The organism is Streptomyces sp. G7(2002) (genome assembly GCF_028870195.1).
GTDB lineage: Bacteria > Actinomycetota > Actinomycetes > Streptomycetales > Streptomycetaceae > Streptomyces > Streptomyces nigrescens.
The window spans coordinates 7,750,817-7,772,406 of sequence record NZ_CP102609.1; the positions used below are offsets into that span (position 1 = coordinate 7,750,817).

Consider the following 21,590-nt stretch of genomic DNA (forward strand, 5'->3'; position numbering starts at 1 on the left):
CGTTCTTGGCAGCGATTTGCGGTGCTGGCTGAGGTAAGTAGGCCAGCGCATTTGTAGCCAGCCTCAGTTCAGTACTGTTCTTATGCGGCCCATCCAAGGCGGAGGAGATCCATGTCGACTGGAATCCTGATAGCGATCGTCGTAGTCGTCGTGATCGGCGTGTTGGTCTGCGCAATGCTGGCTCGGATGATTGTTAGGCGTCGCCGCCTGAAAGAGAAGTTCGGGCCGGAGTACGAACGGGCCCTGGATTCCCAGGACAGCCGTATGGCCGCGGAGCGCGAATTGCGTGAGCGCGAAGAGCGTCATGATTCGTTGGAGATCAAGCCCCTGCCGTCAGGGGTGCGGGACGAATATGCTGATGGCTGGAGTCGCGCGCAAGAGCGTTTTGTTGACCGGCCCGATGATGCGGTCCATGAGGCTGACAGGCTGGTGACGGCGCTTATGGGTGAGCGGGGCTATCCGACGAGCGGGTTTGAACAGCAGCTCAAAGACCTGTCGGTCGAGCATGGGCGCACGCTGGAGCACTATCGTGCCGCCCACGAGGTTAACGACCGCAGCAGTAAGCATGAGGCAACCACGGAAGAGCTACGGGGTGCGATGGTTCACTACCGCGCACTTTTCGAGGAGCTTCTGCACAACGGTCACCAGCCAGGAAAGCATTGATACGCCTCGCGACCGCAACAGAACATCACCTCAGGCGAGGCGATACCAAAAGGGAGGCTGAGGGATGGGACGCAGGGATCTGCCTGAATCGGACGCGACGGGCCTGTCAACGGACGACCTGGCAGGCGCAAAACGGAATGTAGATGCACAAACCCCTGGACCTCTTACCGATGCGCCACCGACTTTTCCAGGAGAGGCTGACACAATCCACCGGGATCTGTCCGCCGAAAGCGAAGCCGGTGCCCCCTCGCAGAATCCGGATGAGAATGGGCCCTCGGAGGGGAGCGACGAGCCACTTCTCGGGCCTGAGCGGGAGGACTTCCGGATCAAATGGCAGCGCATTCAAGGCGAGTTCGTGGATGACCCACAAAAGGCCGTCGGTGCGGCTGATCAATTGGTTGCTGAAGTCATGCAGGCTCTCGCCGCGATCTTTTCGGATCACAAACAGGGTCTCGAGAGTCAGTGGCAGCAGGGAGAACAAGTGGCGACAGAGGAACTGCGTGTCGCGCTTCAACGGTACCGTTCGTTCTTCAACCGCTTGCTGAAGACGTGACTGCCTTTCCGTGATCCTGAGTGGCCTTCATCCTCGGGTGGCGTCCTGCGGCCAGACTACCTGCACGGGGGTTCCGGTGCGCTCGGCGTAGGCGACCACGTCCGCAGCGCCCCCGTAGCCCCGCGCGGGCTGTCCGTCCCATACCGCGATCAGCTCGTCCGCCAGGCCGACCAGGGTTTCTCTGCCGGCCATGTGCGCGTAACTGTCCGATACCGTCAGGCCGGTCTCGTGAATGTCGATCGCCTTCCGGTACAGCGCGTCATAGACCGGGTGGTGCCAGCTAGGGAGGCTCTCGCGGTACTCCCAGGCGGGCACGACCACCTCCAGGCGGCCGCCGTACTCCAGCACTGCCTCTGCCAGCCAGGAGTCCGGCCCGTCCGCGATGCACGAGACCGCGACCAGTTCGGTCGGCTCCCAGCGGCGCACTGCGCCCTCCAGGCGGCGGACCTGCCGCTCGACGTTCTGACCCAAGCCGCGGTGCCCGGTGATTCCCACTCGCATAGCTGATCGCCCATTCTAGAGGTAGACGTCATGGAGGCGCTCGTAGAGGTCCCGCACGACCTCGGGAGTGTCTTCCGATCACGCGATTGTTGCGTTGATCGTGAGGGATGGGAGATGTCTGATGTTGTTTGAGCGGTGATCGAGCCGCAAACACCGCGGCGACGCCGGCCAGCCGCCTGGCGACAACCATGCCGGAGGAAGCGAGGATGGCAAGCTGCGCCTGCCACACGAAGACGCCTGACACTGGGAAGGCGACGAGCACCGGTCGGCCGCCGTGTCCCGTAGCCGCAGCCACCCGCAGCGGTGTCCCGCCATGGCGGAGACACCGGCCGGTCGGGAGAGGGGTGGTGGTTGAGCCCGCCCATGAGGAGGTCGGTCAGGAGGCCGCCGCGCACGTTGCGTGAGGTGATCACCTGGCTGCGCAGGTAGTCGAGTCGGTCCTCGTCGGTGACCAGGGGCATGCCCTTGTGGTTGGGGGCGAAGACGGAGCCGGTGTAGACGCCGAAGAAGCCCTGGTGCACGGCGAGGAAGACGAAGGCCATGCCGGCGGCAGCACCAGGAAGACGGCTGCGAGGTAGGCCGCCATGTGGGTGAGCAGCAGGACTCCGTCCAGCAGGCGGTGCGTGAGGGCGCGGTTGGTCAGCGCCCTCACGCCGGCGGCGTGCAGGTTCAGGCCCTCCCTGGTTCGGCGGATCCCTGATGGGCGCCGTCGGCCTCAACAGGGCCGCCGAACTGGAAGGCGGCTCGAACAAGGCCACCGCACGGATCTCCAGTACCGGTTGGGCGAAATGGGCGCCCGTCGGTGCCGCAGCCGTCGCGGCGCACCTGGTCAGCGGTGCCGGCCTCCTCAACGCCAACAAGGAGCGGGTGGCGCAACAAAGGAGTGTCGCCGCCTCCAGCGCCGCGAAGATCGCCTTCACCGCCAGCGCCCTCGCGGCCACCGCCTACACCCGCGTTCTCGGCAAGAAGGTGGACCTCGCCACCTCCGACAATCCGGAGGACCGCGAGACGGCGGATAAGGTGCCCGGCGACCTCGCGAAGGCGCAGCGACAGCTCACTTTGATGCAGTGGGTGGTCCCGTCCCTGACCGCCGGGATCGTCGTGCTCACCGCGCTTCAGGGTGAGCAGCAACGGCCCTCGCAGCAGAGCCAAGACCTCCTGCGGCGCGTGGCCCGCTTTAGGACGCGCGCATGACATTGTGCATCGCCCAGCTCTTCGGGAGACAAAACGTCAGGCCGGGTCGTCGGCCCGTGGAGCGGGCGTCGCCGTCGTCGCGGGTCGGCAGGGTGGGCCAATGAGGGTGTGGCACCGGGGCGCTTCGCCGAGGGGGAAGCGCCCTGACCACTGCCCCGCCGCATCACACTGGCCAGCACACCCATCTCTCTCCAACGCATGATCGACAAGACGCCCCCTAGTACTGCAACGGTGTTTGTGCTGATGGCTGGGCAGTTCTATGGGCTGTGCCCGCGTCGTGTGTAGTGACTGATGCGGGCCTGGTGCTGACGTCTGCGGCGCCAGTGTGACCAGTGCAGGCTTGTGGGCCACCGGCCGCCCTTGCGGGCGCCGTAGAAGTCGCCCGGGCGCCAGTAGCCGCTGGTGCGGTTTATGTCTTCCCGGCCACCGGCCCGCTGTAGCGCAAGGTGTCGATCTCCACCCCGTAGTGCTGGATCGTCCGCCAGACCACCGGCAGCAGTAGCCCCAGCCCGGCCGGAACCCTGTCGGTCCGCCCAGGGTGCGCTCGCCGGCACGTTGAACAGAATGATGGTGAGGGCAGAGCTCGGCGCACGCCCCCTCGGCTGCCGGCAGGAATCCCCCACCCGACCCGTGTCCAATGCCAGCCCACCGGGCGACAGCCTGAACAACCACGAGAAGGACGCCCGCGATGACCTCCACGACCTCGGCCGGCGAGATCTCCTGCCCACCGCGGGCCGGCACGTTGTACGACGTAATGGAACTCATCTTGGACCGGGGAATGGTCATCGATGTGTTCGTCCGGGTTTCCCTGGTCGGCATCGAAATCCTTAAGATCGACGCCCGGATCGTCGTGGCAAGTGTCGACACCTATCTGCGGTTCGCCGAGGCATGCAACCGGCTGGACTTGGAACGCGACTCGGGCACCGTCACCGTTCCCGAGCTGTTCGGTGGCCAAGCAGCCAAGAAGGTCGCCAAAAGTAAAGCCAAGAAGGCAGTTCATGCCGCTGGCGATAAAGTGCGTGAGGTAGTCGGAGCCGGGGAATAAGGAGCGTATGCCGTTTCCCATCGGCCTATCCATCGCGTTTCCGAGATGCCGGGTGTGCACACGCGAGGTCTCTAACGACCGTGTGCCCAGCGGCTGGGTGGCGCGGCGCGACCTTGAGTGCAGACTAGGTAGCGACTCTCGCCGCGATTACACAATGCAGCTGTCGGCACTTTCGTGAGTTAAGAGGCGCTGCCCGGGAGTATCGACTTGGTGAGCTACCGGATCTTCGACGATGTGCTGACGCTGTAGCTGATCGCCTCCGTTGCAGGTGCTGCCGCGGCTCCGGCCGCTCGAAAACTAGGCACTGTTTCTCGGATCTCCGGACGTGGGTGGGGTGTTGGGGTCAGGCTGGTTCCATGGGCCGTGGGGATTTAACGAATGCGGAGTGGCATCGACTGGAGTCGTTCTTGCCTCGTGGTGGTGCGCGTGGGGGTCGGTGGAGTGATCATCGGCGGGTGACTAACGGGGTGCTGTACCGGGTGCGGACGGGTGTGCAGTGGCGGGATCTTCCCGAGCGGTTCGGGCCGTGGGAGACGGTCTACAAAGGTCATCGCCGCTGGTCAGCGGACGGAACGTGGGCGATGCTGCTGTCCCGTGTCCAGGCCGCCGAGGATGCTGAGGGCCGAATCGACTGGGACGTGTCAGTGGACTCCACCGCGGTGCGGGCTCACCAGCACGCCGCCGGCGCGAGGAAGGTGCCCCCAGCCGCGGTTCCTCAAAAGGGGGCCGGGCAGGGGACAAACCGGGTCGGTCCGGTGCTGCGGAAACTGGCCGTCCGATTGGAGGAGGTGGTCAGATCGGCGAATGCCTGGGACGCTCCCGCGGCGGCTTCATCACCAAAATCCACCTCGCCGCCGAGGGACGATGCCGACCCCTCGCGCTCCTTGTGACACCCGGGCACTACGGTGACGGCCCCCAGCTCGACCGGGTGCTGGAGCAGGTTTCCGTGCCCCGCATCGGCGTCGGACGGAGCTTCGTTGACCCGGCGCGCACACCGTCCCGGCGGAGACACGACGAGTCCGGAACAGTTACGGACCGAGTCTGCTCCTCGTCGTCATGTCGGCGCATGCAACGGGTGGCTCGCTCTGGCAGGTCCCTGACCGCGGACGAGGAGAGTCACAGCGGCTGGTTTGCCGCGTTGGAAGAGCGTCACGAACGCGGCGTGTTTCCCCTACGGACGAGCGGGTACTCGGTCGTCGATCTTCACCACGACCGGATCACCTTCTTCGCAGAACGATCGGCTCAGCAACCGCGCCGTCGCGTAGTACACCTGCGCGGCCATGGCCCAGTCGGCATACGAGACCCACTCCTCGGTGCCCTCAGCGCGCCGGGAGGTCACAGCGAGATGGTAGAGCGAGAGCAGCATGGCGCCCAGGGACCGGCCGGAGAGCACCGCAGCCACCAGGCCGCCGTCGCGTTCCTCCAGAGCCGGGGTACGGAAGTGAGGGTGATTGCCGACCTGTGCTGCCACGAACTCCCATGTGTCGCGGTGGCATACCAACGTTGCCGACGCCTCCGGCCGCGTCCTGGCCAAAGCCGGGTTCACCGGCACCGGCACCTCCGTCCGGCACGCCGACGACGGAACCGCAGTGGCATATCAGGTGTACGCATTGCCGAAAGAAGACGACGTCCTGGTCCCGATCGACTGACGAAGGGGACGTCCGCCTGGCACGGCGGGCACCCCCTTGGCTGCCTCGGAAACGAACAGCCTGTCGTCGTACCCCCTCCGTGCCCTTGGCGCTGAGGCATCTGCGACAGGAGGGCAACATGGCCCGCAACTCCATCAATCAGCGCGCGATCGAGAAGCACCTCAAGGAGATCGCTAAGGGCTATGAGCGCGCGGCCCGGCGAAATCCGATCCGTGTGCCGATCCAGACGGGGACGTCAGCCGAAGGAGGCTCGGTGCCCGGCCGTGGCACCGCCGAAGGCGATCCGATCCTGGCGCGACTCCTGCTGTGGCTGGACGAGCAGGCACAGCAGAACCCGTCACACTACGTCGACGTCACCCGGTTCATCCAAGAACAGGAACTGCACGGCGAGGACGCCTCCGTGCTCGTCTTCGAGCTGGAACAGCGTGACCTAGTGAAAGTCGCGCGCACCTTCGACGGAACGTCCGACGTCTGCCTCACCGATGCGGGCCGTGCCGCGATCCACCGATTGACGAAGCTGCGGGGAGACCGCGCCGCACGGCTCCGCTACGCCATGGACGCCTTCCAGCGGTGGCTGTTCGACACCTCCGGCAACCAGCAGCCCGTCGACCCGGCCCTCTTCTTCGCCGCGCCCGGCGCCTTCTTCGCCGGATCCGCCATCTCCGGCGAGGACCTGCACGAAGCGCTCGTCTACCTGGCAGAGCACAAGCTGATCGAACGCATCGACACCGACCCCGCCACGGTCGCCATCACACCCCAGGGCGTCAGCTGCGCCCTGGCAGGAGGAAGCGTGCAGGACCACATCAACCAGCCCCGTCCCGGCAGCACCTACAACAACTACCTGCCGAACGCCAAGGGCGTGATCATCGGCGAGCAGCAGCACTTCACCCAGAACAACACCGACGGCGTCGACCCGACGCTGTTCGTCCAGCTCGCCGGATACATCGGCCAGGTCAGCAGCACCCTGGGTATGTCCGACACGGACCGCGCGGAGTTGGAGCGCGTCGCCCAGGACCTCCACGCTGAGGCGACCTCCGAAAGCCCTGAGCCGGGCCGCCTGCGCCAGGTCGCCACCCAGGTCAAAGACAAGCTCATCGAGGCCGGGACCACCATCGCGGCCACGATGGGCGTGCAGATGGCTGAGCAGGCCCTCGCCGCGCTGGTGCAGTAGCTCTACCGGCAACGCAGCGGGCCCCGGGGATCAACCGCATCCGGGGGCCCGCCTGCATGGAATCGCGCTGTCCAAGGACGGCGCGATTCCGGCGCTACGCGGGAGCCGGCTGCGGCTCCTCCAGGGCCCCGGCGACCTTCCGCGCCAACTGTCGTGGCGGTTCTGCTGCCGGGGAAGGGCAAGCACCGCCGGCGGTGACCAGCGTCGATGCCGCTCCCGGGCCCCTTGGAGATGAGTGCCGGCGGTCGAGACAGCGAATGACGCACAGTGGCGTGGTCTCCGTCGAGGTCGAGGAGGAGATCCCGGAGGCGCGCTCAAACCGCATGCCCGCCTCACGGTCGGCGGCTGGCCCGGCCGCTACGGTCTCGGCCCGCCGCACCGTGAGGAGACCCTCCGGCCGTGGGCCGGAGGCAGGGCTGACGCCTCACAGGTGGCTCGAATGTGGTATTGCCCCAATGCGGGCGCCATGGAAGCATTCCGTCATTTCATGGGGCATGCGCCACAGGGGTGCAGGCTTGACCAGTGGGGGCAAACGTGCGGATCCGTCACGTGCTGACGTCCATGGCGGCGGTGGGGGCCATGGCTCTGACGGCAGCCACTCCGGCGGAGGCAACGCCGGCCTGGACGAACTGGGCCACGTACGAGGCAACCAGTTCGAACAATGCCAGTTACGGCACCCTTGACTACCGCTACGAGTCGACGGGAGGCGGCTGGTACAAGGCAGATTTTTCCTACATCAACCTCAATGACATGAGGGGTGGGGACGGCTGGGGGAGTGCGATTCGGAGCCATTACGACACCCCCTCAGGAGCGCAGTGGGGCCTTCTGGCTCAGGTTGACGACTTCGGCGGAGAGTTCAGGCCAGGGGAGACCTACTACAACGTCAAGAACGTGTGGTTTGAGGTCTGCAACTGGAACCCGAGTTCGGGCGCAATGAATTCCTGCGTAAAGATGCGCAAGAAGACAAGCTGACGAAAGGACGGTACCGCGCAGGAACGTCTCCAGCAGGCCGCAGGCGCAAACCCGCCGGGCGCGGCCGTCCCCGCCCGCCGCGACTGTGCCGCGAAGACGGCGGGCACCAATACCGGGGGCGCTGTCCTTCGCTGGAGGCCGCTGGGTGTGATTGGTTGATTTCGTTACGGGTGGGGCTGGAGTGACGCAGGAGGGGCGGCGCTGCGCACAGCAGGCCGGGGTGCTGTCCGGTCGGCCACGAGTACAGCTTGCGGCCCTCCGGCTGCCAGGTGCTCGCGTTGCCCGTTGCTCTGAGCCCTGCTCCATCGTTGAAGGGGTGTTCAAGTCCCCCGCGAACACACGTGGCCCCGGCCGGGCGAACCGGTCGGGGCCACGCTGTTGAGCGCGTTGCACCTCACCGGCCCAGCCCCGGGGTGGTAGCGGGGGCGGTGGCAGACGTTGTGGTGGAGTGTGGAGCCGTGGTGGAAGGCGCCCCTGTGCAGGTGCTTCCGCCGTCCAGTGAGGGAGGGCGGCCGGTGGTTCTCGGTAACGTGGTGCTCGGTGTGGCGTACGGCCCCGCCGACGTGGTCGACATCCTGCGGCAGGCAGGAAACGAAGACAGCGTCATCACGCTGGACGATCGGAAGCTGATTGAGTGGCAGGGCGGCGGACCGGAGGTCTGGGACTGACCGTCCGCACGCGAGACAGCCAGTCGGCCGGGCGCGCCTCAGGGGTCGCGGTGGATGAGCTGGATGCCGAGGTCGTCGGCCTGGGCGTCAGCATCGAGGCGAAGGCGGACAGGGGGCGCCGTCCAACTCCACCTCCGCGCCGCCCCCGGCACCCGTACGGACCCACCCGGCCCGGCGAGCGCCGTGTACTCCTCGTCGATACCGCGCAGCAGTCCGCCGATGCCCTCCGCCGCGATATAGAGCCGACCCTCCCGGCTCTTGACCACGTCCAATATCGCCCTGCCGACCGGACCGCTCACACCCACCACTCCCCAACCAATTCCGCCGCCACCTGCCAGGCCCACGCGGCGGTGCGGCTTCATGCTCTCGAAGAACGCTCTGCCTGCCACCCGTGAGTCACTCGCGCCTGATGTCCGATTTGCTTAGAGGAGCTAACAGAAAGGGCTCGTTGGACCATGTCCCGTTTCGTGGCGTCTCGTTGAACAAGCTGTGGGGAAGGGACAGGGCCCGCCGTGGCTGGTGACGGATGACTTGTGGGTGCGGGTTGAACCGTTGCTGCCGGTGCGGCCCCGGCGGAGTCGGAATCCGGGCCGGTTGCCGCTGGATGACCGCAAGTGCCTGCAGGGGATCTTGTTCGTGTTGCATACCGGCATCCAGTGGGAGTGGCTGCCGCAGGAGCTCGGCTTCGGCTCGGGGATGACCTGCTGGCGCCGGCTGCGGGACTGGCACGAGGCCGGGGTGTGGGACCAGCTGCACCAGGTCCTGCTGACCGAGCTGCACCGGGCCGGGAAGCTGGACTGGTCGCGGGCGGTGATCGATGGCTCGCACCGCCAGGCACGTCGGGGCGGCCCAAAACCGGCCCGAGCCCGGTCGACCGCGCCAGACCGGGCTCGAAGCACCATGTGATCACCGACTCGCGCGGTACTCCGCTGGCCATCACGCTGACTGGTGGCAACCGGCACGATGTCACCCAGCTGCTGCCCGTGCTCGATGCGATACCCCACATCAAGGGCCGCACCGGCAGGCCGCGTCACCGGCCGCGGCAACTGTTCGCCGACCGTGGCTACGACTACGACAAGTACCGCCGCCTGCTGTGGAAACGCGGAATCAAGCCGGTCATCGCGCGACGCGGAGAACCGCACGGTTCCGGGCTCGGAACCGTCCGCTGGGTGGTAGAGCGCACGAACGCCTGGATCCACGGCTTCCGCCGCCTGCGGATCCGATGGGACATCCGTGACGACATCCACGAAGCATTCCTCAAGCTGGCCTGCTGCGTGATCACCTACCGGCGCGTCCGAGCATTGTGTTAGCTCCTCTTAGTGTCACGTCCAGGTCTCCGGTCCGGGCCGCCATCGTCTCCCCGTGCGTGCGTCAACCGGGCCGGAGATCCACGCGCGCCAGGAATTCAGGGGCCGGTTGCCGGGCGGTGCGTGAGCGCCTGGAAGGTGGCATCCCGCTCCGCGGGCAAGGAGTCGCCGACCACGCCCGAGTCGGACAGCTTCACTTGTCGATGGGGGAGCCGGAGGTCAGCACCTCCAGTCGCTGCGCGGCAGGAGCGACTTGAACGCGTAGAAGGTCACCGACAACTTCTGACCCGGCTTCACGACCTCCTTTCCACCGCCCGCGTAGCCGGGCTTGTACCACAGGCACCATGCCTCGCTGGTGCGGTTCCACGCTGACCAGCCGCCCCGCGTAAGGCCCTGGCCGGCCACGTTCCGGCTGCCCTTGGTGTAGGAAGCCATCGGCCCTTCGAACTGCCCGCGCCCCCACAGGCAGAAGTGCTCCACATAACAAGGCTCGGCTGCTTTCGGCGCCGGCGCAGCCAAGGCGGCCGGAGAGGTGACCAGCACGAGCGAGGCAGCGGCAAGGGCGACTTTGCGGAACAGAGGGAACACGGGCACGAAGCCTCCAGGGACTTAGTTGCGATCTCCTCGCTGATCATCCCGGACGACCGCAGGCGCGCCTATCACCTCCAGGAGGAATGCCGTGCGCCCCGTGTTGACCTCACACCAGCTCCGCGTCCTGGCCAAAGCAGGGTTCACCCGCACTGGCACCACCCTGCGCAGGAGCGGACGCCTGCCGGTGCAGGGGGCACGGGGGGCCAGGCCGTTAGCCGGGGTGCGCGGCCGGTGGAGGAGCGCCGGCGCCGACTGCGTGCAGATGGTCCAACGCCTGTCGGTAGGAGTCGAAGATGCCGGTCTCGGCGTAGGGCAGGCCGAGTGCTTCGCAGTGCTCACGCACCAGGAGCTGGGCCTGCGGCAGTGAGTGGCTGGGCATGCTCGGGAACAGATGGTGTTCGATCTGGTAGTTCAGACTGCCCAGCATGTACGCGGTGACCCGGCCACCGCGTACGTTGCGTGAGGTGAGGACCTGAGTGCGCAGGAAATCGAGTTTGTCTTCGGCTGAGGGCATCGGCATCCCTTTGTGATTGGGCGCGAACGAGGCCCCCAGGTACAAGCCGAACAGGCCCTGCTGGACCAGGGTGAACACGACCAGCTTGGCGGGGGAGAGGACCAGCGCAAGGGCGGTGAAGTAGGCAGCGGCGTGCAGGAGCAGCAGCGCCCCTTCGACGGCGATCGGTGCGGGAGCACCCGGGCGTCGGTGGCGCAGTGCGCGGACCGATGCTACGTGCAGGTTCCACCCTTCCATCAGCAGCAGCGGAAAGAACAGCGCTGCCTGATGGCGAGTCCACCAGGCACGAACGCCCCGTCGGGCTGCCGCGTCGCCCGGGATGAACACCAAAACACCCGTGCCGATGTCAGGGTCGCGTTCGGGCTGGTTGGGGTGCGCGTGGTGGCGGTTGTGCTTGTCCACCCACCAGCCGAACCCCAGCCCGATCAGCAGGTTCCCGAAGAACAGCCCGGTCAGATCGCAGGCACACTTGTTCGAGAAGAGCTGCCGGTGGCCCGCCTCGTGGCCGCGAAAACCGCACTGGGTGAAGGCGAAGGCGAGAACCACGGCTACGGCGAGCTGCCACCAGGAGTCGCCGACGATGACGAAGAGCATCCAGCCCAGGGCCGTCAGCACCCCGGTCCCCACCAGCCTGGCGGCACTGCGGAGCGGACGCCGGCGCAGCAGTCCCGCGCTCCTGACCCGTCGGGACAGTTCGGCGTAGTCGCTGCCACCCCGCACAGCTCGCACCCCCGTGCCCCCGGCGGCGCGCTGCCGCGCATCACTGCTCGGTGCCATCGCCTTCTCCGTTCTCGTACCGGGCGCTTGGTTGACCTCGTGTGCAAGACCGAAGGAGTGCCACACTGAGTGCCGTCATCACCGGTGCGGCTCAGGTCGGACCACGGCTGGCGAGCCCGGAGACCTGACCAGTCGTTCCCATCCGGGACATACGCCGCTGGAGTCGAGGCCCCCAGAGGGTCAAGTGCTCTTCGATGACATCCCATGCGTGTTGATCATCGACGGGCAGGGACACACTCCCCGCCCTTGGGCCCAGGCGATCCGTGACAACCGGCTATCAGCCGTGCACGGTGCGGGCGTCGACTCAAGGTCCGGGGGCTCATGATGCCGCGAAGATGACCACCGACCGGTTCTCAGGCGGGGCTTGGCTACCAAGGAGCCCCCGGTCGCCCCATACGGCCATTCTCGCGCATGCTTGGAGCCTCCGCAGAACAGCGCAGCCGCAGCGCGTTATCGCGCTCAGGTCAATCGTGCGTTCTTCGATGCCGAGGAGGGACTTCACCTCCCCGGGACGGGCCCGTTCCGTGCTCACGGTGAGGGCGGCGACTTCCTTGGCACGCTTCTCGGACGTGCCGTGTTCCTGGCCTGCTCCTTGATGTGCTCGTAAGGGCCCGGTTCGGGGTGATGTCTCCCGGCTGCCGAACCGGTGTAGCCCCCAGGGCGTCCGGTGCGGCAGCCGAGCTGTTCAGGATGCCGGGCCGGTGGTGGCCGCTTTTGTCTGCAGACCGTGAGAGGTGACCAGTCGGGCGCTGCCGTCGGCCAGCCGGTAGGACAGGCCCACCACGGCCGTGCGTCCGGCGGCGACTTGGTCGGCGAGTGCCCGGGAGCGGTCCAGGAGCAGGTCGACGGTGTGGCGAATGTGTTCGGCGATGATGTCGTCGTCGCTGGTGAGCCCGGCTGCGTGAGCGGCCAGGACGCTGGGGGTGACGCGTTCGATGACGTCGCGCACGTACCCGGTGGCGGCGACGCCATCGGACAGGGCGGCACGGGTGGCCGCGACCGCACCGCATGAGTCGTGGCCGAGCACCACGACCAGCGGGCAGTCCAGCACGCTCACCCCGTACTCGATGCTGCCCAGCACCTCCGGCCCCGCGACATGGCCTGCGGTGCGGACTACGAACAGGTCACCCAAGCCCTGGTCGAAAATGATCTCGGCGGCCAGACGCGAGTCGGAACAGCCGAAGAGCACGGCGAAGGGGCGCTGGCCGGGAGCTGTCTCGGCACGGCGCGCGGCATCCTGGTTGGGGTGCTGTGGAGCGCCGGCAACGAAGCGCTGGTTGCCGGCCAGCAGCAATTCGACCGCTTCGGATGGGGACGGAGGCGAGGCGTCAGTCATACCCGCAGGCTACGACCGACCCCAGCCCACCGCAGTGCCGGGGCCGCCAAAGGCAGGCACGGGTGACGCGCTTGCTGTCATCACCGCGGTAACGGCTGTCCGGCGGCAGCTCCACCAGCTGACCGTCAAGCACCACCGATGGTTACCGCGGCTCTCCACCCGTCAGGCGTCCGGCCCGCGGGTGCTCGCTCGCCTTGGCGGGTTTCGGCCCGAACTGCTCGGCAGGGCACGCGGCTGCGCCGTCTCATCGGCACCGCGCCTGTGCCGCCTGGGCCCCGCGCTCCCCTGGTGTTGGTGTGCCGGGCTATTGGCCGCGGCCGGTGAGGTAGTCCCGCACCCGGTCCATCAGCCCCAGTCCCGGTGCGAGCGCCTTGTTGGCCGGCGGGGTAGTCGGGGCAGCGGGGTGCGGGCGGGTAGGGGCGGTCTTCTTTGCCCGGCGGATCTTGTCGCCCAGGTCCTCCAGGACGGCTGCGTCGACGTTGTTGCGCATCTGCGGGAAAGGTTGTTCTCCTCGTCATCGACGTGCGCGGTCACTTCGGTCCGCAGTTTCACCATCAGACGGTCGAAGTCCTTGTCCGTGGGCTCGCGATGCTGGAGGTCCTTGAGCAGGTGCTCGACGCGGGCGTGATCGGCGAGCTCCTTGTCTGCCAAAGAGTGCCCGCCCTCGAGGTGTTTGCGCACCGCGGGGTAGAGGTACTGCTCCTCGGCGACGGAGTGCCGCACCAGCTCGATCGTCAGCGCAGCCACCAGACGCCCGCGGGCCTCACTGCCGGGAGGAGCGTCCTCGAACTGATGGAAGAGCTCGTCGACCTCACGGTGGTCGGCGGTCAGCTCCGCAACCACATCGCCGCCATGCCCCACGGCACGCCGCCTCTCACTTGGGCAGCCGGCCCACCCGGCTGACGCACCCACGAGTTCCCGGACGCCGCCCGCACAACACCGGTATGTGCAGAATTCCCCCAACTGCCTGACCGATGGGCGTGGCGCCCGCCCGCCCGTCCCGGGAAGCGGCATCATCACGGCGGGCGCGGTGCGTTCTGTGCCCATCGTCCCGGCCACCCTCACCGGCCGGCGGCCCTGTGCCCCGCCTCCCATTCCAGGTTCGCCCGGCGGGCACAGGGCCGACGACACCGCTTGAGCGGCAAACGATCCGTTCCGTGCCCCCATGTCCCGGCCACCCTCACCGGCCGGCGGCCCTGTGCCCACCCCCACTCCCCGGGGCGTCCGGCGGCACAGGGCCAACAACAACCCCAACGGACGCTTCCTCTCCTCGACGTAGCAGGCCCGCAGGGCGGCAGGGTCGGCGCAGTGCGACGTGGGGCCTCGCCAGACACCCGCATGTCGGGAAGCGACGATCGTGATCGACTGAGTGAACGGCGCTTCGTTGCTGCCTGCTGCCACCACCGCCGAATGCGATGTCACAGAGGAGAGGGAATGCGCCACACGTGGGCAGAGAAACCCTCCCGCACCCATCACTCCCCGGCCTTTCCCAGGGGCTCGCAGCAGCCGGACCCTCCGGGCCGCGCCTGTGCCCGCGGTCCCGGGCGCCGCCGCCCGATCACGTGGCGAGGAGCAACATCCGTCGACCGGGACGTGCCGGCCGCCGTCGGCTCCGTGCTCGCTGACGTCCTGCGCGACAGAACGGCTTCAGCCTGTGCCCTGGACGGGGTCTTCGGACGTGATGTCGCCGAACGCATCGCCCGGTTCACGCTCGACGGCGGCAAACGCATGCGGTCACAGTTCCTGTGGTGGGCCTTGCGCGCCTGCCGGGGAGGCCAGGACCACGACCAGGTCCACCGCGCTTTGCGCATCGCTGCCGCACTCGAACTCATCCAAACCGGTGCACTCGTGCACGACGACCTGATGGACGCCTCCCGCCTACGCCGCGGCAGACCCACCCTGCATGCCGACATCACCAACCAGTACGCCGCCGCTCATCGGCCGGGAGCAAGCGAACCTCTGGGCGCCGCTGCAGCCCTCCTTGGTGGTGACCTCGCGCTGGCCTGGGCAGACGACACTGTCGTCCACCTCGAACTGCCACCAGAGACCGGCCGCGGGGTCCGGGACATTTGGACCGCCATGCGAACCGAGATGGCCGCAGGCCAATACCTCGACCTGCACGCTCAGGCCACCGGATCGATGTCCCTGTCCGAGGCGATCCGCATCGCCTACCTCAAGAGCGGTTTGTATTCGGTGGAGCGCCCCCTCGCGCTCGGCGCCGCCCTGGCCGGCGCCGACGAAGCCACCACCCGGGCGCTGCGCGCAGCCGGCCGCAGCGCCGGAATCGCCTTCCAACTCCGCGATGACCTCCATGGCGCCTTCGGTGACCCCGGACAGACCGGAAAGCCTTCGGGCGACGACATCCGGGAGGGCAAGCTCACCCCTCTCGTCGCCATCGCCCGCGCACGCGCCGTGGCCAACGGCGACGAGGCATCCCTTGCTGTGCTGGAAGGCTGTGCGGGTGCCCGCGACCTGACGCCCGCAGACCTCGCAGCGGTACGGCACGTACTCGTCATCACCGGTGCCCGAAGTGCGGTCGAGACGAAGATCGCCCAGCTCGTCACGCAAAGCATGCACCACCTGACCTCAGCCAATCTGGAAACCAGCGCCCGCCGCAGACTCCACGCCCTGGCGCGCGCAGCAGCCGGCACACCCGCCACCACCGGATCATTCACCTCGCAGCCGACGGACGAGGCGGGCCCACCGTCACCACCGTCAGGCAGTACCGCCGAAGCCGACCGCTGGTGAATGGCAGAGCGCGATGGAGCAGGGGATTGCTTCCTGCCCGCGCCCGACCTCGTTCCATGCATTCGGCGCAGCACGAGGAGCGCGGCCCGTAGCACGGTGATCTCCTTTGAGGACCGACGCCCTCACCGAGGAGAACGCTGTGATCATCAAGAAGCTGCACGAAGCCGGGCTGCGCAGCGAGCACGCCTACTGCGCCGCTCTGGGTTCCATCGGCATCTCGTTCCTGAGCTGGGCCACCTCCGCCAAACTGGAGAAGTCCGCCGACGTGGACCGCGCCGACCGGTGGGGCATCTTCGTCGGCGAATGGGCCCCCACCTTCTTCGGCCTCGGCCTGGCGCTGGCCCAGTACGAGAAGGACGGCGGCCTCCTGCACCGGCGCTGACGGCACCGGCGGGCCCCGCTCTCACGGGATTGCGGGTCCACGCCGGTGTGCGCCTCGGCATCCCGGGTAGCGGCTGGCCGACGGGAGCGCCCCTTGGTACCGGTCTTCCTCATGCCCTTCTCCTCGGTCTGCGCCGCGCGGCATTCGCCACCCTTGATCTCGCTCTCACCTAGCTCGCCGGTGGCACCTTCTCCTGCCTGCGTCCTCCTTGCTGCGGTCCGCCTCGGGCGCGTAGCGCTCCGGCGGAAGGACCTGTGCGCGCTCTCGTTCTTCTCTGACGGTGATCGAAACGTGGGGCTCTCGCATTGCGCGCAAGGTGCTGAAGAAGGCGCCCGGTGGTGCCTGCGAGCGGATGGGTGCAGCCTGAGAACAGCGCTTTCGGGTGATTATCAGGAGCTCGTCATGATTGTGATTCTCGGAGTCATCCTCTTGATCGCTGCGGTAGTCGTCGGCGTCGCCGCCGTTGTCACCAACATGGGCAGCGCACACGAGCTGACGGCAGCGTTCAAGGTTTTCGGATTCCACATGACCGGATCCACCGGCATGTTGTTCCTCTTGGGTGCCATCGTCGGCGCGGTGGCAGTGCTCGGGCTGAGTCTGCTGCTCGGCGGCATGCGCCGAACCAGCCGCAAAAAGAACGCAATGCGTCAAGCGCTCAAGGGGGAGCGCCACGATGCAGCCGCTGCACGCAGCACGGACGACGAGGGCCGCGTCGACCCCCCTGACGCGAGGAGCGACCTGGGAACAGCGGCACGGCAGGACGGCAGCTCTCCTCGGGATGGCCGACCCGACGGTGACGGACACCGTCACAAGCGACACCTATTCGGACATCGACCTGCCCAGCGGTAGGTCATGAGCCGAGCCAGTCGTCCGCATCATCGCGCACGAGCCGTGAGCCACTCGCCGAGGTGGCCGAGTCGGCCTCCAGCGCGCCGCCAGCACGGCAAGCGGAGAGCGTCACTGCGTACCCCGCGACAAGCGCCGAGCGGCACGCCGCCCGGCGCTGTCGGGTAGCCATGCCGTCGCCCGGCTGTTCGGCGGAGCCTCCGGAAGCCCGCAACCGTCACTGACCCAAGACGGCCGTGGGCTTCAGGCCGGCGAATCGCCCCTGGGGCGTCCCAGCTGGGGCGGGCGGGTCACATATGCCGAACACAGGCCAGAGCCTGCCGCGGTTTCGTGGCTTTGTGGCATGTGCATCACGGGGCGGCATTTTCCCTGTTGGTTCGAACTATTCGAATGCACTGTGTGCGATTATTGCTTCCAGTAGCGGGGTGCGAGAAAGAGGCGAATCGTGAGCGCGAGCGAAAAGGCGAAGGCGAAGGCCGAGCAGGTCAAAGGCACGGTGAAGAAAGAAGCCGGTCGATCCGTCGGCAACGAGGGCATGACCGTCAAAGGTCAAGCGCAGCAGAGCAAGGGTGCCGCCCGTGAGGCCAAGGAGAAGGCGAAGGACACTTTCAAGAACAGAGGCTAATTGCATGGAGCGGTAGGTCACGTTCCGAAACTCTGTGTTGCCTCCCACCTACGCGCAATTCGGTCCCCCCGCGTTATGGGTGCCGGGCGACGGGTGAAGCACGCCCGAGGGAAACTGGGCGCGCAGGTGGGCGAATGCGCCAGAATCCGTCGTCGGTGGCGGCCGATCTAGGCGACCCAGCCCTTTATACGTCTGGGCGAGGTTGCCCTGGGTGATCTGAGCCGTGCCAGTGTGAGCACAGAGCCGGGCGTAGGTCGTAGACGGCGGCGACGGGCTCGGCGGAAGCGCGGAACCGGCTCGATAGCACCTTGATGACGGGTGGTAGTCAGGGGTTTCAGCTCTGCGGCGGCAGCGGTCAGACCAAAGAGAATTCGCCCATTAGCCGGACCTCGCCCGGCAGCCGCTGGTGCCCGGCCGAGCGGCGGGCGTGCGCCCCCGACTCGTCCGACAGCCGCCGGACGACGGTCCCCGGGCCGGCGTGCGGGGCAAGCGCCAGCACGGCGCTCACCTCCGGCGCCGGTCAGTAGCGCACCGGCCCCGTCAGCGCCGTCCGGCGCCTCCGATTCGGCCGTGAGGGCTGCCTCCAGAGCCCGGCCGCGCAGGGCGCCCTCACCGTTGCCGCTGTCGACGAGGATCATGTGCTGGATCAGCAGCCACCACAGCATCAGCAACATGGCCAGCGCGGCGATGACGACGGGCCGCCACCAGCCCTGGCCCGTCAACGGGTGCGCTGCGGCGTGGGGAGCAGCACCCGCGCCTTCCGGGCGGCCCGTGCGGCGCTCTTCGCCACTACCCGGTCCGCAATTCTGGTCGCGCCCTGCTCACCGCCGGAACACCCCAAGGAACCGACGGGCGCCGACACGATCTCAGTGATCCATCGCTTCGGCCCGCCAGAAATAGCCTCGCCCCCAAGTCACCAGGACGACGGAAGAAGACAAACCCCAGCGCAACCCGCATCACGGCGCATACCAAGCGCGTGGCGTACCCCACCGGCCAGCCGGAAGCCCTCGGGCGCTGCGCCGAATGGATGGCTGTTCGTCAACGTCCTTGCCCCTGTTTCCCTCTCCCGGGATTAATTGAGACGTCTGAACCGGTGGGCCGCCCGTCCCTACCCGAGGAGCTCAGCAGTTAGCCCACCCGTTGCCAGCCCTTTGCTCCCGAGGCGACAGCGGTCGGCTTCCCCCTGCGCCGCGGATGGGTGCCCCAGGATGGCCGACGGACCCCTCAGCCGCTCGTGATTCCGGCTGATGCCGCCCCTCTCGCGCAGCGAAGCACCCGATTCCCTTCGTGGTCGGCACGTCGGCGACGGAGGCCACCCGACCAGGCCGTGCCGTTAGCTGACACCGGCCCGGAACGCCGGGGGAGTCAATGCAGCTGACGACTTGGACCCCTTCGCAGTTGTGATTGCTCCTCCGGCACTACATAACTCGGTCGACTCTGCACCCCGAGGCGGTGGCCTGCACGCGTCGAGGCGGCGAACGCTCCCACCGCGGACCGGGCGATCCGACAAAGGACCAGCACTACGAAGAGGCCAAGAAGAAGAACATCGAAGTCCGTTCCACCATCAACAAGGAGCAGCTGCGGCGGTCCGTCGGCCGCTCAACCCCTTGCCCAGGCAGGCCATACGGAGACAAGCGGCAGGCTGCGCACAGCAGTTGAGGTGCTGTGCAGTCAGTCGGTAGCCAGCATCACTTCCCGCAGGTGTGTGCAGATGCGGGTGATGAGGCGGGAGACGTGCATCTGGGAGAGGCCGAGTTCCTCGCCGATGTCGCACTGCGTCATCTCGGCGCCGAAGCGGAGTTCGAGGAGAGTGCGGTCGCGGTCGCCGAGCTCGGCCAGGTGCGGCTTGAGAGCCAGGATGTCCTCGGCCAGTGCGAGGGCAGGATCTTCGGCGCCGATGAGGTCGGCGACAAAGCCGGTCTGCTGCTTGGAGCCGGAGGCTTGAACGGGCCGGTCTATGGAGTCACTCTCGTAGCCGTTCGAGGCAACAACTCCTTCCCCCACCTCCGCCTCGTCTAGATCAAGGTGAGCGGCGAGATCGGCGACAGTCGGCTCGTGAACGCCCTGGCCTTCGAGCTGTTCGCGGGCGCGGGCAAGATCGATGCGCAGTTCCTGCAGACGCCGGGGCACGTGGACCGACCAGGTCGTGTCACGGAAGAACCGCTTGATCTCACCCTGGATGTAGGGGACGGCGAGCGTGGTGAACTCCACGCCACGCGAGGTGTCGTAGCGGTCGATGGCCTTGATCAGACCGATCGTGCCGACCTGCAGCATGTCCTCGACGGATTCCCGGCGGCCGGAGAAACGCCGGGCGACGTAGCGCACCAAGGTCAGGTTCATCTCGATAAGGGTGTTGCGCACGTACTGGTACTCACGCGTCCCCTCTTCCAGCGCGTCAAGTCGCAGCAGGAAGACCTTCGTGAGCTCGCGCGCATCGCCGGGAGCCATGTGCTGAGGGTCCTCGATCTGCGGCAGCACCGTCGGGTCCGGGACAGCACACACCTTCGACGCGGCCTCCATCGCCGTTCCTGCCGTTATGGTGCTGTCGCTCATGGCCGGCTCCCTCCGGTTGCTGAGCCCCCGTCGCCAGGCCCCTACCCGACACCTCCACGAGCACACCCTGCCAGTCGCGTCGGGTCCGCTCACCCCATCGGAAACTGGTGAACCTGACGCCTGACCGTTCGATGCGGCGTCGGGTGCGGAACGAGCATCACGGCCATGCACGCGGGACTGACCGACTCCACAGGCAGTTGACTCGGGGGTTCGTACCGCCGGACTGGGTGACATCCGCCGCGCCCGTACCTGGCGCGGCAGGGCCGGTTACTTGTTCGGCCCGCCGGGTAGCGCGAGACGAAAGCCGCAGTCCGGCCTGGTGAAACCACTCTCCCGGCACCGAAGCCGTCAACCCGGCATCCGTGCCCGGGCAGACGGCGGGAGCGGCAAATCCGTCCCGGCCGACCAGGGGAGAAAGGAAGCTGTGCCGGCCTGACGTCCGGCCGCCCCTCCACCCAAGCCCCGCAGCGGAGTCCGGGCGGACTCGTCACGTAGCGACAGTGGACGGACTCTTCACGTATCGGACCGGGCCATGTGGGTGCCTGATCGAGCGCAAGTCATCGGCGATCGTGAATTGAAAGCCTCGTGAACACCAGGAGTTCTACGAGCACCTCGGCACACCGAACTGTTCGTCGAGGTGCGCTTCGGCGCCGAGGATGATTCCTGGGGAGATGCGGGCCTGCGGATGTGGGGTGAAGGTGGAAGAGGGCCTTCTGCATCCCAAGAGAACTTCGGGGGCATCTGGGGAGTCTCGCGCAGGGGGCCGCATGGCGCCTGAGCGGCGCGATCCCACGAACGTGACATGAGGCCATTCATGGAAACCGATACAAAAGTCACTCTGGCCGCCGCGCTTGCGGCTGGATATGTACTGGGCCGGACCAAGAAGGGCAAGCTCGCCATCGGGGTCGCCTCGATGGTTGCCGGTCAGCAGCTGAGCCCGCGTGAATTGATCGGCCAAGGGCTGCGCAAGCTAGCCGCCACTCCCCAGGCCGCACAGCTCATCGACCAGGTTCGTGGTGAGCTCTTGAAGTCCGGTCGCACCGCGCTGTCTGCGACAGCCGACCGCAGCTTCGGGGCACTTGCCGATGCCCTGCAGAAGCGCACCAGCGCCCTTCAGGAATCCCCGGAAGACGAGGAAGAGCCGGCCGAGGACGAAGAGCCGGCCGAGGACGAAGAGCCGGCCGAGGACGAAGAGCCGGCCGAGGACGAAGAAGAGGGCGCAGCCGAGGACGAAGAAGAGCCAGCTGAGGACGAGGAAGAAAACGCGGACGAGGGCGAAGAAGAGCCGGCTGAGGACGAGGAAGAAAACGCGGACGAGGGCGAAGAGGATAAGCCCGCACGGCGCCGCACGAGGAAGCCTTCGGCGAAACCGGCCCGCACAACGAAGTCCTCAGGAAAGAAGGCTCCGGCGAAGAAAGCTGCGTCCGGTAAATCGGCAGCGAAGAAGACAGCCGCCAAGAAGACATCCCGCCGCGCCAGTCGCAGGAGGTAAGCC

Annotated in this window: 21 protein-coding genes and 5 pseudogenes; 16 read left to right on the forward strand and 10 right to left on the reverse strand. The window is 67.3% G+C overall.

Annotated features, from left to right (window positions below):
• Positions 1-111: 111 nt before the first annotated feature.
• Complete coding sequence (locus NUT86_RS33145; protein WP_274738999.1) at positions 112-663, forward strand: hypothetical protein; 552 nt, start codon at positions 112-114, stop codon at positions 661-663.
• Positions 664-727: 64 nt separating this feature from the next.
• Positions 728-1,216, forward strand: coding sequence for a hypothetical protein (locus tag NUT86_RS33150; RefSeq protein ID WP_274739001.1), 489 nt, complete (start codon positions 728-730; stop codon positions 1,214-1,216).
• 27 nt (positions 1,217-1,243) lie between these two features.
• Here the strand turns inward: NUT86_RS33150 and NUT86_RS33155 are convergent, their stop codons facing one another.
• Together NUT86_RS33155 and NUT86_RS33160 are read right to left on the reverse strand one after the other, a co-directional pair.
• Positions 1,244-1,717, reverse strand: coding sequence for a hypothetical protein (locus tag NUT86_RS33155; protein WP_274739002.1), 474 nt, complete (start codon positions 1,715-1,717; stop codon positions 1,244-1,246).
• A 326-nt stretch (positions 1,718-2,043) separates the two neighbouring features.
• Positions 2,044-2,402 (reverse strand): annotated as a pseudogene (locus NUT86_RS33160) (acyl-CoA desaturase); the annotation flags it as partial.
• Positions 2,403-2,416: 14 nt separating this feature from the next.
• Here NUT86_RS33160 and NUT86_RS33165 point away from each other — a divergent pair.
• The 3 genes and pseudogenes from NUT86_RS33165 to NUT86_RS33175 form a co-directional block, all read left to right on the forward strand.
• Positions 2,417-2,911 (forward strand): hypothetical protein, encoded by a 495-nt coding sequence (locus NUT86_RS33165; RefSeq protein WP_274739003.1) that lies wholly within the window; start codon positions 2,417-2,419, stop codon positions 2,909-2,911.
• 688 nt (positions 2,912-3,599) lie between these two features.
• Positions 3,600-3,950: pseudogene (gvpJ, locus tag NUT86_RS33170) on the forward strand (gas vesicle protein GvpJ); the annotation flags it as partial.
• A gap of 362 nt (positions 3,951-4,312) precedes the next feature.
• Positions 4,313-4,893, forward strand: a pseudogene (locus tag NUT86_RS33175) (IS5 family transposase); the annotation flags it as partial.
• A 234-nt stretch (positions 4,894-5,127) separates the two neighbouring features.
• On the opposite strand, the gene NUT86_RS33180 reads toward NUT86_RS33175, so the two are convergent.
• Positions 5,128-5,427, reverse strand: coding sequence for a hypothetical protein (locus NUT86_RS33180; RefSeq protein WP_274740792.1), 300 nt, complete (start codon positions 5,425-5,427; stop codon positions 5,128-5,130).
• A gap of 10 nt (positions 5,428-5,437) precedes the next feature.
• Here NUT86_RS33180 and NUT86_RS33185 point away from each other — a divergent pair, with 10 nt between their 5' ends.
• The 4 genes from NUT86_RS33185 to NUT86_RS33200 all read left to right on the forward strand — a co-directional run bounded on the left by NUT86_RS33185 (position 5,438) and on the right by NUT86_RS33200 (position 8,416).
• Positions 5,438-5,605 (forward strand): hypothetical protein, encoded by a 168-nt coding sequence (locus tag NUT86_RS33185; RefSeq protein ID WP_274740794.1) that lies wholly within the window; start codon positions 5,438-5,440, stop codon positions 5,603-5,605.
• Between the two features lie 118 nt (positions 5,606-5,723).
• Entirely contained in the window at positions 5,724-6,776 is a 1,053-nt protein-coding gene (locus NUT86_RS33190) for a hypothetical protein (RefSeq protein ID WP_274739005.1), read from the forward strand.
• Between the two features lie 549 nt (positions 6,777-7,325).
• A complete protein-coding gene (locus tag NUT86_RS33195; RefSeq protein ID WP_274739007.1) occupies positions 7,326-7,748 on the forward strand; it encodes a hypothetical protein in 423 nt (140 codons plus the stop codon).
• 515 nt (positions 7,749-8,263) lie between these two features.
• Positions 8,264-8,416, forward strand: a complete 153-nt coding sequence (locus tag NUT86_RS33200) for a hypothetical protein (RefSeq protein ID WP_274739008.1) — start codon at positions 8,264-8,266, stop codon at positions 8,414-8,416.
• 38 nt (positions 8,417-8,454) lie between these two features.
• On the opposite strand, the gene NUT86_RS33205 is transcribed toward NUT86_RS33200, so the two are convergent.
• Complete coding sequence (locus NUT86_RS33205) at positions 8,455-8,715, reverse strand: hypothetical protein (RefSeq protein ID WP_274739010.1); 261 nt, start codon at positions 8,713-8,715, stop codon at positions 8,455-8,457.
• Between the two features lie 190 nt (positions 8,716-8,905).
• Here NUT86_RS33205 and NUT86_RS33210 point away from each other — a divergent pair.
• Positions 8,906-9,726 (forward strand): IS5 family transposase gene (locus NUT86_RS33210; protein WP_274739011.1). Its coding sequence is split into 2 segments (ribosomal slippage): positions 8,906-9,266 and positions 9,266-9,726, totalling 822 coding nucleotides; the frame shifts between segments, so codons are not numbered across the junction.
• A 216-nt stretch (positions 9,727-9,942) separates the two neighbouring features.
• On the opposite strand, the gene NUT86_RS33215 is transcribed toward NUT86_RS33210, so the two are convergent.
• From NUT86_RS33215 to NUT86_RS33235, 4 genes and pseudogenes are all read right to left on the reverse strand, one after another.
• Positions 9,943-10,311 carry a peptidase inhibitor family I36 protein gene (locus NUT86_RS33215; RefSeq protein ID WP_274739012.1) on the reverse strand — a complete coding sequence of 123 codons (369 nt, stop codon included), beginning with the start codon at positions 10,309-10,311 and terminating at the stop codon, positions 9,943-9,945.
• 214 nt (positions 10,312-10,525) lie between these two features.
• The gene (locus NUT86_RS33220) at positions 10,526-11,605 is read right to left on the reverse strand and encodes a fatty acid desaturase family protein (RefSeq protein WP_274739014.1); all 1,080 of its coding nucleotides are present in this window, start codon (positions 11,603-11,605) and stop codon (positions 10,526-10,528) included.
• 685 nt (positions 11,606-12,290) lie between these two features.
• Entirely contained in the window at positions 12,291-12,941 is a 651-nt protein-coding gene (locus NUT86_RS33230; RefSeq protein ID WP_274739016.1) for a carbonic anhydrase, read from the reverse strand.
• Positions 12,942-13,245: 304 nt separating this feature from the next.
• A pseudogene (locus NUT86_RS33235) lies at positions 13,246-13,802 on the reverse strand (hemerythrin domain-containing protein).
• A gap of 573 nt (positions 13,803-14,375) precedes the next feature.
• Between NUT86_RS33235 and NUT86_RS33240 the strand changes: the two are divergent.
• The 4 genes from NUT86_RS33240 (at position 14,376) to NUT86_RS33260 (ending at position 17,542) form a co-directional block, all read left to right on the forward strand.
• Positions 14,376-15,689 (forward strand): polyprenyl synthetase family protein, encoded by a 1,314-nt coding sequence (locus tag NUT86_RS33240; protein WP_446750797.1) that lies wholly within the window; start codon positions 14,376-14,378, stop codon positions 15,687-15,689.
• 139 nt (positions 15,690-15,828) lie between these two features.
• On the forward strand, positions 15,829-16,071 hold the full coding sequence (locus tag NUT86_RS33245; RefSeq protein WP_274740705.1) for a hypothetical protein: 243 nt from the start codon (positions 15,829-15,831) through the stop codon (positions 16,069-16,071).
• A 402-nt stretch (positions 16,072-16,473) separates the two neighbouring features.
• Positions 16,474-16,920, forward strand: a complete 447-nt coding sequence (locus NUT86_RS33255; protein ID WP_274739020.1) for a hypothetical protein — start codon at positions 16,474-16,476, stop codon at positions 16,918-16,920.
• Between the two features lie 442 nt (positions 16,921-17,362).
• Positions 17,363-17,542: a CsbD family protein gene (locus NUT86_RS33260; RefSeq protein ID WP_078886116.1), complete on the forward strand. Its 180-nt coding sequence runs from the start codon at positions 17,363-17,365 to the stop codon at positions 17,540-17,542.
• Between the two features lie 355 nt (positions 17,543-17,897).
• On the opposite strand, the gene NUT86_RS33265 is transcribed toward NUT86_RS33260, so the two are convergent.
• Positions 17,898-18,041 carry a hypothetical protein gene (locus NUT86_RS33265; protein ID WP_274739024.1) on the reverse strand — a complete coding sequence of 48 codons (144 nt, stop codon included), beginning with the start codon at positions 18,039-18,041 and terminating at the stop codon, positions 17,898-17,900.
• Positions 18,042-19,006: 965 nt separating this feature from the next.
• Between NUT86_RS33265 and NUT86_RS33270 the strand changes: the two are divergent.
• A pseudogene (locus NUT86_RS33270) lies at positions 19,007-19,141 on the forward strand (plasmid stabilization protein); the annotation flags it as partial.
• A 72-nt stretch (positions 19,142-19,213) separates the two neighbouring features.
• On the opposite strand, the gene NUT86_RS33275 reads toward NUT86_RS33270, so the two are convergent.
• Positions 19,214-20,095, reverse strand: coding sequence for a SigB/SigF/SigG family RNA polymerase sigma factor (locus tag NUT86_RS33275; RefSeq protein ID WP_446750798.1), 882 nt, complete (start codon positions 20,093-20,095; stop codon positions 19,214-19,216).
• An 814-nt stretch (positions 20,096-20,909) separates the two neighbouring features.
• On the opposite strand from NUT86_RS33275, the gene NUT86_RS33280 reads away from it, so the two are divergent.
• Positions 20,910-21,587, forward strand: a complete 678-nt coding sequence (locus tag NUT86_RS33280) for a hypothetical protein (protein ID WP_274739026.1) — start codon at positions 20,910-20,912, stop codon at positions 21,585-21,587.
• Positions 21,588-21,590 lie beyond the last annotated feature (3 nt).